Origin of the sequence: Alkalibacterium sp. AK22, from assembly GCF_000585255.1 — a bacterium.
Taxonomy (GTDB): domain Bacteria; phylum Bacillota; class Bacilli; order Lactobacillales; family Carnobacteriaceae_A; genus Alkalibacterium.
This window is the reverse complement of sequence record NZ_JANL01000029.1, coordinates 47822-60909: the sequence shown is the minus strand read 5'-3', so window position 1 is coordinate 60909 and position 13088 is coordinate 47822. Positions and strand designations below refer to the sequence as shown.

General features: G+C 32.2%; 11 protein-coding genes and 1 pseudogene. All 12 read right to left on the bottom strand.

Going from position 1 to position 13088, the window contains the following annotated elements:
* Positions 1 to 2 precede the first annotated feature (2 nt).
* The 12 genes and pseudogenes from rfbA to wecB all read right to left on the bottom strand — a co-directional run bounded on the left by rfbA (position 3) and on the right by wecB (position 13088).
* Positions 3 to 872: a glucose-1-phosphate thymidylyltransferase RfbA gene (gene rfbA / locus ADIAL_RS06040; protein ID WP_034301286.1), complete on the bottom strand. Its 870-nt coding sequence runs from the start codon at positions 870 to 872 to the stop codon at positions 3 to 5.
* A 12-nt stretch (positions 873 to 884) separates the two neighbouring features.
* Complete coding sequence (locus ADIAL_RS06035; protein ID WP_034301284.1) at positions 885 to 1976, bottom strand: DegT/DnrJ/EryC1/StrS family aminotransferase; 1092 nt, start codon at positions 1974 to 1976, stop codon at positions 885 to 887.
* Between the two features lie 15 nt (positions 1977 to 1991).
* On the bottom strand, positions 1992 to 2459 hold the full coding sequence (locus tag ADIAL_RS06030; RefSeq protein ID WP_034301281.1) for a GNAT family N-acetyltransferase: 468 nt from the start codon (positions 2457 to 2459) through the stop codon (positions 1992 to 1994).
* Positions 2460 to 2467: 8 nt separating this feature from the next.
* A complete protein-coding gene (locus tag ADIAL_RS06025) occupies positions 2468 to 3664 on the bottom strand; it encodes an ATP-grasp domain-containing protein (RefSeq protein ID WP_034301277.1) in 1197 nt (398 codons plus the stop codon).
* Positions 3661 to 5124 (bottom strand): lipopolysaccharide biosynthesis protein, encoded by a 1464-nt coding sequence (locus ADIAL_RS06020; RefSeq protein WP_034301275.1) that lies wholly within the window; start codon positions 5122 to 5124, stop codon positions 3661 to 3663. The genes ADIAL_RS06025 and ADIAL_RS06020 overlap by 4 nt, the downstream gene beginning before the upstream one ends.
* Positions 5109 to 6086, bottom strand: coding sequence for a glycosyltransferase family 2 protein (locus tag ADIAL_RS06015; RefSeq protein WP_034301272.1), 978 nt, complete (start codon positions 6084 to 6086; stop codon positions 5109 to 5111). Before ADIAL_RS06015 ends, ADIAL_RS06020 begins: the two co-directional genes overlap by 16 nt.
* A gap of 277 nt (positions 6087 to 6363) precedes the next feature.
* Positions 6364 to 7306 (bottom strand): annotated as a pseudogene (locus tag ADIAL_RS11685) (IS30 family transposase); the annotation flags it as partial.
* Positions 7307 to 7536: 230 nt separating this feature from the next.
* Positions 7537 to 8793 carry an O-antigen ligase family protein gene (locus ADIAL_RS06005; protein ID WP_034301269.1) on the bottom strand — a complete coding sequence of 419 codons (1257 nt, stop codon included), beginning with the start codon at positions 8791 to 8793 and terminating at the stop codon, positions 7537 to 7539.
* Between the two features lie 18 nt (positions 8794 to 8811).
* Positions 8812 to 9903, bottom strand: a complete 1092-nt coding sequence (locus ADIAL_RS06000; protein WP_034301267.1) for a glycosyltransferase — start codon at positions 9901 to 9903, stop codon at positions 8812 to 8814.
* A gap of 31 nt (positions 9904 to 9934) precedes the next feature.
* A complete protein-coding gene (locus tag ADIAL_RS05995) occupies positions 9935 to 11080 on the bottom strand; it encodes a glycosyltransferase family 4 protein (protein WP_034301264.1) in 1146 nt (381 codons plus the stop codon).
* Positions 11077 to 11919 (bottom strand): glycosyltransferase family 2 protein, encoded by an 843-nt coding sequence (locus ADIAL_RS05990; RefSeq protein ID WP_034301261.1) that lies wholly within the window; start codon positions 11917 to 11919, stop codon positions 11077 to 11079. The genes ADIAL_RS05995 and ADIAL_RS05990 overlap by 4 nt, the downstream gene beginning before the upstream one ends.
* A gap of 44 nt (positions 11920 to 11963) precedes the next feature.
* A complete protein-coding gene (gene wecB, locus ADIAL_RS05985) occupies positions 11964 to 13088 on the bottom strand; it encodes a non-hydrolyzing UDP-N-acetylglucosamine 2-epimerase (protein WP_034301259.1) in 1125 nt (374 codons plus the stop codon).

Genomic DNA, 13088 nt, shown 5'->3' with positions numbered 1-13088 from the left:
TGTTATTCTTCTTCTAGTATTGATAAAATATATTGCCCATAGGCTGTTTTCTTTAGACTCTGCCCTACTTTTTCAAGCTGATTATCATCTATGAACTTTCTTCTCCAGGCAATTTCTTCGAGGCAAGCAATATAAAAGCCCTGTCTAGACTGCACCGCCTCTACATATTCAGCTGCTTTTAGCATACCCTCGGGTGTTCCTGTATCGAGCCAAGCCATTCCTCGCCCTAATAAAACGACATTCAATTCTTTATTTTCCAAATAAGCTTTATTAATAGACGTAATCTCGAGCTCACCTCGAGCTGATGGTTTTACACTTTTAGCAATGTCGACTACTTTATTGTCGTAAAAATATAGGCCCGGAACTGCGTAGTGAGATTTTGGATGTTCTGGTTTTTCTTCAATAGATAAGACCTTCTTGTTTTCGTCAAACTCAACAACACCAAATGCTTTGGCATCTTTAACCGGGTAGCCGAAGATCACTGCACCGTCTTCCACACTCATTGCCTTTTTTAATACCTTAGTTAAATCTTGGCCATAAAATACGTTATCTCCTAGTATCAAACAGACATTATCATCACCGATGAAGTCTTCTCCCAAAATAAAAGCTTCTGCTAGTCCGTTGGGTTCGATTTGAACTATGTAAGAGATTTCAATACCTAAAGATGAACCGTCTCCTAACAATTTTTTATAAGACGGCATGTCATTAGGTGTCGAAATAATCAAGACTTCTCTTATCCCTGCCAACATCAATACGGACAAAGGATAATAAATCAAAGGTTTATCATATATTGGTAACAATTGTTTTGATACGGCTTGGGTAATGGGATACAGTCTTGTCCCATTACCACCTGCTAGTATTATACCTTTCATACTGTTATCACCCTATTCTTTTATAATTTGACAGATTTTATCTACATCAGCTAGACTCAAGTCGGCATATAAAGGAAGAGTTAATACCCTGTCTGCAATATACTTCGCTACTGGTGTGTCTTTTACATCATGATCATCTTTGTAGCAATTGAATTCATTTATAAGAGGATAAAAATACTTTCTAGCAATAATATCGTGTTCTTTCAACTTCTCAAATATTTGATCTCTTGTTGATTTGTAGTGATCAAAAACGACAGGAAAATACGCAAAGTTACTCTTTACACCCGGTTGTTCTTTTACAAGAGTGATGCCCTCCTCATGTTCAAGGTTTGAGCGATACCGTTGAACTACTTTTTGGCGTTTTGCAATTTCTTCGTCGACGTACCTTAAATTACATATACCCATTGCTGCCTGGAATTCGTTCATTTTAGCATTGCCGCCAACATAATCTATAGACTCTGGACTAGTAATACCAAAATTCTTCAGTTGATCAAGAACTGAACTCAAGGAGGCATCTCCAAAGGTCACAGCGCCACCCTCAATAGTATTAAACACTTTAGTTGCATGAAAACTAAACATGGAAGCATCACCGAAAGAACCAATGCCTTGTCCGTTTACTGTTACTCCAAATGTATGGGCCGCATCATAGATGACTTTCAAATAGTGTTTTTTGGCAATCTCTTCGATTTTTTCAACATCACATACATTTCCGTATACATGAACGGGGACGATTGCACAGGTATCTTCGGTAATTAAGCTTTCAATTTTATCGACATCAATCGTATAATCCAGTGGGTTTATATCACAAAATACTGGTTTTAAACCGTTTCTTACAATAGAGTGAGTCGTTGAAGCAAAGGTAAAAGGGGTCGTAATCACTTCACCCTTAAGATTAAAGGCATCCAGTATATTCTCTAGACCTAAGTGCCCGTTTGTGTATAAAGAGATATTAGACACGTTCAAATAATCAATTAATTCTTTTTCTAATTGTTGGTGCTTGCTCCCTCTATTTGTTAACCACTTACTGTCCCAAAGGTCTTTAATCTCATTAACGTAGTCATCAAAATGGGGCATCGAAGATTGAGTTACTTGGATTTTATTCATTAAGTTACCTCTTTTCTATAGCGATCTTTCCATATAAATAGAATATTCTGAAGCATCCCCACATTCTTTAAATCCTTGTTTTTTATAAAATATGATTGCCTTTGAATTATTTTTTTTAACTTCCAACTTTATCTTTTGCATGCCTTTAGTTTTACAAACTGAATATGCTTTATCCATGAGTTGCTTACCTAGACCACTCGATTGAGCACTGGTTTTAACCCCAACTTGCGTAATATATCCTATTTTATCCACTACATTATTGCAATAAAAAGCTATCAAGCCTAAAACCGATTGATCTATAGCTACGAATACTTCAGCATTCATAGCTAATTTAGCTGCAAATTCATATAAGTCCTTGATACTAGTGGTCAATGGTGGATTATATGCACTGCTTATCTCAAAAAGAGCATTATGAATTTCTTTAGGACTAGATATTTTTTTAATATTAAAATCATTATTTTTATCAAAACTTTTACTTGCCATGCACTCACCTACTCTACAATTACTTCAATCCATTGCTCGGGTTTAGTTACAAAGTCCATCTGTTCTTGTTGGTTATTAAAATTTAGAAAAACTATTCCTAGTGCCTTATTTGATCCATAAAAGCGCTGAACAAGCTCGCCATTTTTCTTATATAGAATTTTTTTTAGAATCTTTCCTTCTATTCCTTCTTTATACTTAATATCTAACAATCGTCCAGTTTGCTCTGTGTGCAACACATAAGTCGAAATAAATGTCTTATGCGGTTTATCTTGGCTAAAGGTGTAGCCCTGTCCTAATGCTGATTCTATAGTCGCTGCAATCATGTCTTCACCTGTAGCCATAAACAGCAAGTCAGGTATCATATTGCCTCCATTACGTGGTCCCATCTCAACAAAATATAGTTGTTCATTTTGGTCAATCATAATTTCCACATTAAAAGCACCAAACTTTATATTTAAACAATCAAATAATTTTTGTGTTTCTTTTTTTACTAAGTTGAATCGATCTTCACTGATATAAATAGGATAACTCGTACCAATAGGAACATAAGGATTAGCACCTTTATGCCTGTGGCTATTGAGTAGCCCCCAGTAAGTGACTTGTCCATCCACTACAAAGCAATCACCAGCAATCATATACGGATGATCTTGAACGATAAATTCTTCAACAATGATGTGCTGACTTCTTGAATGCTCTAAAGCTATTTCAAAAGCTTGTTCAAAGTCTTCTAACTTTAAAACTTTACTAACGCCTTTACTGCCTGAGGAATCAATTGGTTTCACCATGACTGGAAAGTTAAAGTTCTCAATATCTTGCTTGGCCTGTTCAAAAGATGTATAACTTTGAGCTTTGGGGCAATTAAAATGGTTCTCTTTTAAAAATGTCCTAAACTTATCTTTAAAAGTTAATATTTCAACAGACGAAAAGGGATTAGTTGGCAAGCCTAATTGCTCTGCCACATAAGCAGCTGTTGGTGCAGCCGGGTCAGATGCATAGGCTACGATGCCGTCTACTTTTTCTTTTTTTGCAACCTTTAAGATTGCTTCTTTATCTGTCGTACTCACACAGTAAAATACTTTAGCAACGTGTTGACCTGGATTATCAGGTAAATAATCACATAGCACCGTATAGTATCCTTTTTTATTGGCATATTCAATTGCGGGGATCTGTTGAGTTGAACCGCCTAGTAAAAGTATTTTTTTCACGCTGATGCCCCCTTTCTAGATTTTATTAGCTCTCTCATAGTAGCAACTAAATAAGTTAAACTTTCTACTTTAAATACCTTTGCTAGTAAAACATATATAATTCCGCCAGAAATTATTTGTAAGCCTAGTATTTGCCATGCTAGCATATTTAAATAATTTATTGAATAAACGATAACTCCCATGATGAGTGAAATCAATAATGATGGCATAATATCTAGCCACTGCTCTTTATAGCTATAGTTTAATAACTTTTTATTTGGATAAGCATTTATAAAACTTCCTATCAAACCACTAAAAATGCCACCCAGGGCTATAGCATAAACACCAAAAGGCAAACTCACTCCTAAAACAATCAATCCCATTATTTTTTTGATTATCTCAAGCTTTAGGAAAATATCACTTCTACCCATTGCGTTAATTGCCTGTAAATTCGCTGTATGGATCGGCCATAATGCAAAAGTAACACATGCTATCTGTAAAAAAGGAACGGCTGGTAGCCATTTTTCAGTCAATATAATTAGAACTAGCGGCTCAGCTATAACAGCCATACCTGCCATCATAGGAAAAACCAAAAACGAGCTTGATACAATTGCACGTCTCACCATTTCCTTTACTCTTATTCTATTATCTTGATGGGCAGATAAAGATGGCAACATTACTGACTGTATAGAACCATTTATATTAGATACAATAAGTTGCGGAAATTGTCTTCCCCTATTAAAAAAACCCAACATCGCAGGTGTATACATCATACCTATCACAAGCGTCCGTAAATCTTGATATAGCGTGTCAATCAATGCTGACGCGAGCAACTTAGAACCATATGAAAAAAGAACTTTTACTCTATTGAATGAAAAAAGTAAATGTGGTCTCCATTTTACGGTAAACCAGAGAACGATAGCTATCATGAGTTGGTTACACAGTTGTTGTATTACAAGTGCCCATACTCCCAAGCCACTGTATGCCGCAGTTATACCAATAATTCCAGATACTATAGCCGCTATCAAACTACTCAAAAATAACTTTTTGAACATCATATTCTTTGCAACAAAAGCATTTTGAATAGAATTAAACGCTCCTATAAACAACGTAATTGACAACACTCTTAAAACTGGAATTAGTAAAGGTTGTGTGTAAAAACTTGCTATAAAAGGAGCTGTAACAAAAATGATTCCATAAAGAACTACTGCAATGACTAAACTTAAATACATAACAGATGAAAAATCAACTTCATCAGCATCTTTCTTTTGAATTAATGCCGTACTAAAACCACTTTGGACAAATACATTGGCTAAAAGTATAAAGACCATTACGATTGCTATGATTCCGTATTCTTCTGGGGATAGTAGTCTTGCTAAAATTATTTGCACAATAAATTGTATACCTTGAGTTCCACTACGCTCTAAGAGTTTCCACAATAAAGAAGTTAAAACTCTAGACTTATTTACTTCAGTGCCCATGATTTATACTTCCCTCTTATTGATTTTAAGAAGTTGTTTGCACTTGGCAAATATTGTTTGATAAATATTTTTGCTTTACCTTTAAAATTCAGAGAATTATAAATAATGCTACATTCTCCTTCTTTAATTTCTCTATAATTGCCTTTTAGCTGAAGTATTAGGTATCTGTTATAAAGTTTAGTATTTTCAATAACTGCCAAATATTCACCTTCAGTATAAATATTTATCTCATCAAGCATTCCAATCCTCTTATAAATATAACTAATTGTTTTATTTATGTCTGACAAAGTTCTATTTGTCCAAGACCCTTCCACATTGGTCCGATACGCAGACATAAACTCATCCATATAGTGCACTTTGCCTATAAGTGATAAAAAAATGGTAAGTGGATAATCACCTACAGGTGCATTATTATAAAAATCTGGTGTAACAAGACTTTCTTTTCTCCTATAAACCATGGAATTTGTAGGAAATAGTCCCCCTCCACGACTAATTACCTCCTCCGTAGAAAATTCTTTATTTCTAATGACTGGTCTAATTTCAGAAAATTCTTTTTTTGTTTTCGCATCAACTCTTTTTGCAGCGTGTACACATAAACTATATTCTGGATTTTCTTCCAAAAAGTCTACCTGCTTTTGAAGCTTATATGGATCCGTCCAATAGTCATCTCCTTCACAAATGGCCATATATTTTCCATTAGCTCTACTATTATTAATAGTACCAACTTTGACACCTTTTGAATATTGATTCTCGTTCTGAAATATAGTATTAATGATACCAGGATATTTATTTTCATATTTCTTAATTATTTCTGCTGTTTTATCTGTAGAAGCATCGTCATGTATCAAAATCTCAAATTTAAAGTTTGTTTTTTGCATTAAGAAACTATCTATCGCATCAGCTATATACGGTTCATGATTATATGCAATACATGAAATGCTTACTAGTATTTCATTTTTCATTATTTCACCTCGATATTTAAACTGTTATCATGTCTTTCGTTTATAATATAGTATATTTATTGTATCTAGAAGGAAATTATTTGACTACTTTAAAAGCAAACAATTTATTATATAAAATACTTAAGAGCACATCTAAGAATTTTTAACTCTACAACTTTCTACCTGAGCAATTTATACTCTTGATTAAAACCGTCTGAAACTGTCTAAGGGCAGTCTAACAATCTAATCTTAGCGCATTGACGTAGCTTTCATATGGTATTTTGTAATCCAATATTTATCTAGGATAATCATTCCATTGTTGTATACGCAAGAATTGTACTTCTAAGACTCGACCAATCGGTTTCCCGTTGCAAATGAAACGACGAATGAATTTATACTCGTGCTCACTTTCTAACCGTTTAAACTAATAGGGGTGACTAAAATAGATATTTGAAGTATCCTTTAAGGCCTCAAAAAATCCTACAAAATCAGAACCATTATCACAAGTTATCGTTTTGAATAGTTCAGGTAATGTATGACCTGATTGTTTTTGAAGGTCACGGATCGCCTGATTAACCGATTCCTAATCTTTCCCATTCACTTTCAAGATGATTCAAATCGGGGCTTTCATTCAGCCAAAGTGAGTATTACAGTAACGGTCTTTTCTTTATTACCGACTACTGTATTAATATACCAGTGACCAAATGATTCAAAGTTATCAATTTCTTTTCATCGACTATCAATCAATGGGCCGATGACACGTTTATATTGTCTTTGGTTCAAAGAAGAAACCCTTGATTTCCGAGATAACTTTCCAGAGAATCAATGTTTTGCGTTCTCATAATCCCTCAATCTATCCAACCATAAAGCGTGATTGTAGAAGGGATCATTGAAGAATCGAACAACCCAAGTCTTTTAAAAAAATCGGCCACTATATCAGGGGAACATTTATCATCCAGCATTTTCTCATCTGCCCATTCGATGAAAGTATCTGTATAGGCCAATTTTAACCCCCCGGCCACATTTCGATCGCTGTTTATCATAGTCAGCTTGGTCAGTGTTGACATCACAGATTTCGTTGTAGTAATCATAAATCTTACTATTTTGTTTTTAATGTTTGAGCTGGTTGATTCCCCCACGATGGATCTCATTATTAAAAGTCTGAGGAACTCGCCCGATGACGTCAGCAATGCGCCTGTTGGAATAGTCTTCCTTTTCAAAACAGCAATTTGAACCCTCACTGCACGTAATAATTATTTTCTATTACGTGCTAATTTGGTATCGTTAGAGTGCGTCATGTGAATTTACACTGCTCATTGAAAGTTAGTGCTAACTTCATCAAAAAAACCAGCTAAACAAAATACTTTAAAAAACATTAGGAGGTAAAACATCAGTTAAATATTTTGAAACATATATCAAATTTTGAATTGTAAGCTTAATTTGTCAAACTAAAAATCAAAAAAGTCGCTTGTTAGTGCAATAAATTATTTTTCTGTAGCTGAATTTTTTTATGAGTTTTGTAAAACATGCCACATACTACTCCATAAAATAACCAAGAAATGTCATCTCGTAAATAGGTACTGCTAAACATTAGTAGCGTAAAATGAGTAATTGTGATATACAAGATAAGCAAATAATTTTTATTCAGCTTAATTAATTTTAAAAAATAAATTATCATAAAAGCAAATAATAATAACAAAACAATTAAGAGAATAATTCCGCCTTCAAATAATACTTGCAAAAATAAATTGTGGGGAAAGGTACCCATAATATTGTAATAAGTTCCTAAACCGTTACCAAAAATTGGAGATTCGAATATATAACTAATTGACCTTGAAAAAATAGTCCTATTAGCAGCCTCTATATCAATAAAACTATCTTGGCCTATAAAAGAAAATGCTCTATTAAATCTATCATAAAATTGTGGGTCATATAATAATGATACAGTAATCGTATAAAGTAAGCCTATTATGAAGACTATAAATAGTTTATTGAATAAATTTTTATTTCTTAATATATATATTAATATAATGAGTGTATAGATTATACTTGCCACCACTCCACCTCTGCCACCGGTAAGAAAAATGTTTAATAAGACTAAAATAGAAAGAACAATATGAACCCCTTGCATTAAGTTGGTTCTTAAGTATCGATATAATTGTTGTTTATCAATCACAAATGCATAGTAATAATTTAAACCTATCATCATTGCTGAAACATAAGAATTCAATTGATAATTCGCTCCAGCAAACGCTGTAGTATTCCCTGTAATGAAAAATTCATCTGCAAAAAAACTTAGTACTAATGCGAAAGATACGTATAAAGTTATAACTTGTGTATGTTTATTTATAATGTCAATTTTATCTTTTTTTACTACCAATAAACCTACAATAAACACAGGAATTGATCTAGACCCAAAAATTAAAATATCTTGTATCAACAGAGGATGAATACTACTGTAAATAAGCACAACATTCGCAACAATTAATATAATTAATAATAGCATTGAATATAGGACTATTATTATTTTTTTGGGTATTGTTTTTGTATTTAATATTTCTTTTATGAATAATACTATTACTGCCAAAAACAAAATGAACTTAATAATTGTCCAGTGGTTACTTTGTGTAAACACATTATAATTTCCACCTGTAAAGGTAAGAGTAGATAGTAACAACGAATTAGCAAATATTGTCATCACCAATATTATATTTTCTGCTTTTTTCACTTTTTTATACCTCATCCTCTATTTAACTGAAGATTTTAAAAATTCATACCATGTATTATTAATTTTTTCCTCATTTAGGGTATCCAATATCTTCCTTGCATTATTTCCTATATGTTGAGCAAAATCAGGATTATCTGCAATTTTCAACATAGCATTACATACCTCAATATGATTACCTCTGTCCACAAGCAAACCATTTAAATTATTATTTATAAGATATCTGGATCCCCCAGGGCTGCAGTCAGTAGAAACAACCGGCAACCCAACTGCCATCGCTTCAATTAATGCATTTGGCATACCTTCGAAATCAGAAGTTAATACAAATATTTCAGCAATTTTTATTTCTTCGATTAAATTATCAGAAACACCAGCTAATATAACATGATTCTCAAGACCGAGCTCAATAATTATTTTTTTTATTTTATTTTCATCGGGACCGTCGCCAAATAAAACTAATTTATAGCTGGGATACTTTTTATTGAACTCCTTAAATGCTTTTAATAGAATATCTTGCCTTTTCTGGTATAACCAAAATCTCGCAACGTTTACTATAATTTTCTTTGTTTGAACGTCATATCTATTAAATTGGTTTTTACTAGAAATTGGATTAGGAATTATTGTACTATTTTTCTTAACTTTACTATCAAAAAAGTCTCTTGCACCTTCAGTCTGAAAAACTACACCGTTGGCTTTTTTAAATAGAATCTTTTTTAAAAATTTAAGGTACCAGTTATTGTAGTATGGATCGCTTCTTTCAGATATAATTATATTAAATTTTTTAACATACTTGAGTAATAGAACATCGATGTTGGTCATATCATTAAAAGAAATTACAATATCATAATCACTTATATTTAATTCATTTCGAATTATTTTTATTTTTTTTAATCTTTGGAATACATTTCTTTTAAACCAGTTTGAAGTAGTTATGCTACTTGATTTTTCAATAATTTCAATGTCCTTGTCTATAACATTTTTCAATCTGTTATATCCGCTTAATAATAATATTGAAACCTGAGCGCCTCTATTTGACATTTCATTAGCTAGTTCAACAAAACGTCTAGGTGCACCGCCGTAAGTAAGATTTTCTGCGACAAACAAAATTTTCAAATCTCCGTCCTCCTTGAATCAAATGTGATATTTAATCAAATAATAACAAGTATGCTTTTTTTATTTCTTCTTGATTAGCACTTTTCTTAGCATAATTAAATGCATTTTCAGAAAATTTTGCATACTCATCAGAATTCATGTCGAGAATATATTGCAATTTTTGAATAAACTTTTTATTATTCTCTAAATTAATATCCCATCCAACTTTCATTTTTTCCAATTTTATCCAAGGTGTACGATCACTAATTATTACAGGACACCCTGCAATTAAAGATTCCGAGATTACATGTCCAAAATTTTCTCCAAGAGTTGGAAATAGAAAAGTGTGATGACTTTTAAATATATTTATAATTTCTTTATGTTCAACATATCCTTGGTAACTAACTTTAACATTATTTGGCAACGAGTAAATTTTATTGTTACATTTTTGCCAATAGTCATTATTTTCAATAGGACCGTATATATTAAAGGTTACATCACCCTTTAAATATTGCAAAAATTCTATTGCTTGTTCTAAATTCTTCTTTGGATGAATCCGTGATATAAAAACTACATCCATTTTCCCTTTTTCTTTTTTTACTTTTTTTTCATATATTAAATTCGAGTAGTTTGCTGTTAAATTTCTTGCAATACTTATATTACAGTCTTCACCAAATATTTGCTGGATATCATTTTTCTCTGAAACAGCAGTAGCATGCCATTGAACTTTAGAATACAAACTCAATATTCTTGAGATATGAATGTGCACTTTCTTTTTAAGGGGCTTTAATTGTAGTGCACCTTTTGAAAAATTACCTCTAGGAGCTATAATTATTTTTTCAAAACTAAATAATCTGATTTTCGCCAAAACAATAGGTAATATACTTAAATTAAAAGAAAAGAAACTATTAAGATATAAAATATCAAAATCCATAGACTTTATAACTTTAAGTAATTTAATTGGTGTCATTTTTCTTGAGTCAATATAATATACCTTTCCGGCTTCTGTAGAAGTCCATTTCCCATATTTAATATCGTCAAATGGTTTTAAATCTCCAAGATCTCTGTCATTAGCAACAATATAAAAATCGTATCTGTCTTTAAGGCTCTCTACCATATTCTTAATAGATTGTACAGGTCCGCCAGCTTTAACGCTAGGGGTGTAATATCCAGCTAAAATTAATATTTTTTTTTTCAACTTTCCACCAACTTCTTTTGAACTTCATAAATTTTGGCATCAACCAAAAATCTATACCAAAAGGCTTGTAAAAATGCAAAAATTAACCCTTCTTTACCATCCAAAAAACCTAACTCAAATACATATCTATACATAAAATATAAAAACGATCTTATAATCATTGGCAATTTGTAATATATATTATATTTTACAAATCTTTTAAACTTAGCACTTTTATTTAATTTTTTGGCATTATTCTCATCTTTAGATTTACTTAGAAAGTCAGCTACTTCCTTTGAAGAATATTTATTATGCTTATCTATCCATACACTTAAATTCTTATAATCATGGTGTATAGAATCGTTTATTAATTCCACTGACTTTCCATCGGTTAAGTAGATGTGCTCATCCATATTTCTATCTTCAATATCTGCATATCCATTTTTAAAAATTAGTAACTTTTTAAACGGGTATATGCCACCATATTTAAGCTGCCTTCCTAGAAAATTAACTTCAAACCTCACTACTATGCCATTTACATTTGTCTCTTCATTTTCATTACATATACTTTCTATTTCATTTGCTGATTTAAAAGTTAATCTCTCATCAGCATCTATTCTAAATACCCAACGCGTATTTATATTTGAAATACTCAAAGCGTATTTGAATTGCTTAGCATGATTTATAAATTTATGTTGATAAACTTCAGCTCCCATACTTTTAGCTATTTCAATAGTTTTATCTGAACTAAAACTATCAATAATAATAATTCTTTTGGATATCTTTTCAACTGATTTAATACAGTCTTTAATATTTAATTCTTCGTTATATGTCAAAATTATTGTGGTTAAATCAGCCAATTTAAACCTCCATATTTTAAAATTTAATAAGCTTTAATTTTAAGTTAATTATTCCAAACGACTCTATTCACATAGTCTGTATACGATAAAATAATTCTTAAAACCTTATCCGACACATTAGGCATACTGTAGTCAGCTACTATTCTTAGTGTATCTTGTTCTTGAGTTTCCAAGACATTAAGTCCCTGAAGAATTCTTTCCTTCTTTAGCCCAACCATCATAACAGAAGCTTCTTCCATCGCTTCTGGTCTTTCATGGGCTTGTCTAATATTTACAGCTTTGAAGCCTAAAATGGATGATTCCTCGCTGATTGTTCCGCTATCACTTAGTACCGCTTTGGCATATTTTTGAAGTTTAACGTAGTCATTGAATCCAAGTGGCTTCATGGTCTTTACTAGCGGATTAAACTCTATCCCTTTGGCTTCAATCATCTTTCTTGTTCTTGGATGCGTACTTATAATGATTGGCATACGATATTTTTCAGCCATTGTATTTAAGGTGTCGACTAAATCCATAAAGTTTTTTTCTGAATTAATGTTTTCTTCTCTGTGAGCTGACACGACAAAGTACTGTTCTTCTTCTAGGTTTAATCGTTTAAGCACATCTGACTTTTCAATGTCATCTTTTCTTGAATGGAGCACTTCATACATAGGGCTTCCTGTTTTTATCACTCTATCTGCTGGCAAGCCTTCTCGGAGTAAATATTCTCTAGCAATATCACTATACGTTAAGTTAATGTCTGCTGTGTGATCAACAATTTTTCTATTTGTTTCTTCTGGTACTCTTTGATCAAAGCATCGGTTTCCTGCTTCCATATGGAAGATGGGGATGTGCTTTCTTTTGGCCGCTATCGCACACAAGCAGCTATTGGTATCACCTAAAACTAAAAAGGCATCAGGTTTGACTTCGTCAAGAACTGGATCTATTTTCACTAAAATATTGCCAATGGTTTCAACTGCTGTCCCATTAGCCGCATTTAAAAAATAGTCTGGTTTTTTTAAATTAAAGTCATTGAAAAACACTTCATTTAGCTCATAATCATAGTTTTGACCGGTATGCACCAGAATATGATCAACGGCTGTTGACTCTTCCAGTTTATTAATAACAGCTGACAGTCTAATAATTTCCGGCCTGGTTCCCACAACTGTCATGACTTTTAATTTTTTCAT

Excerpts from the sequence above, each read along its gene's own strand:
- rfbA (WP_034301286.1), bottom strand. The coding sequence starts at position 872 with ATGAAAGGTATAATACTAGCAGGTGGTAATGGGACAAGACTGTATCCC.
- ADIAL_RS06035 (WP_034301284.1), bottom strand. The coding sequence starts at position 1,976 with ATGAATAAAATCCAAGTAACTCAATCTTCGATGCCCCATTTTGATGAC.
- ADIAL_RS06030 (WP_034301281.1), bottom strand. The coding sequence starts at position 2,459 with ATGGCAAGTAAAAGTTTTGATAAAAATAATGATTTTAATATTAAAAAA.
- ADIAL_RS06020 (WP_034301275.1), bottom strand. The coding sequence starts at position 5,124 with ATGGGCACTGAAGTAAATAAGTCTAGAGTTTTAACTTCTTTATTGTGG.
- ADIAL_RS06015 (WP_034301272.1), bottom strand. The coding sequence starts at position 6,086 with ATGAAAAATGAAATACTAGTAAGCATTTCATGTATTGCATATAATCAT.
- wecB (WP_034301259.1), bottom strand. The coding sequence starts at position 13,088 with ATGAAAAAATTAAAAGTCATGACAGTTGTGGGAACCAGGCCGGAAATT.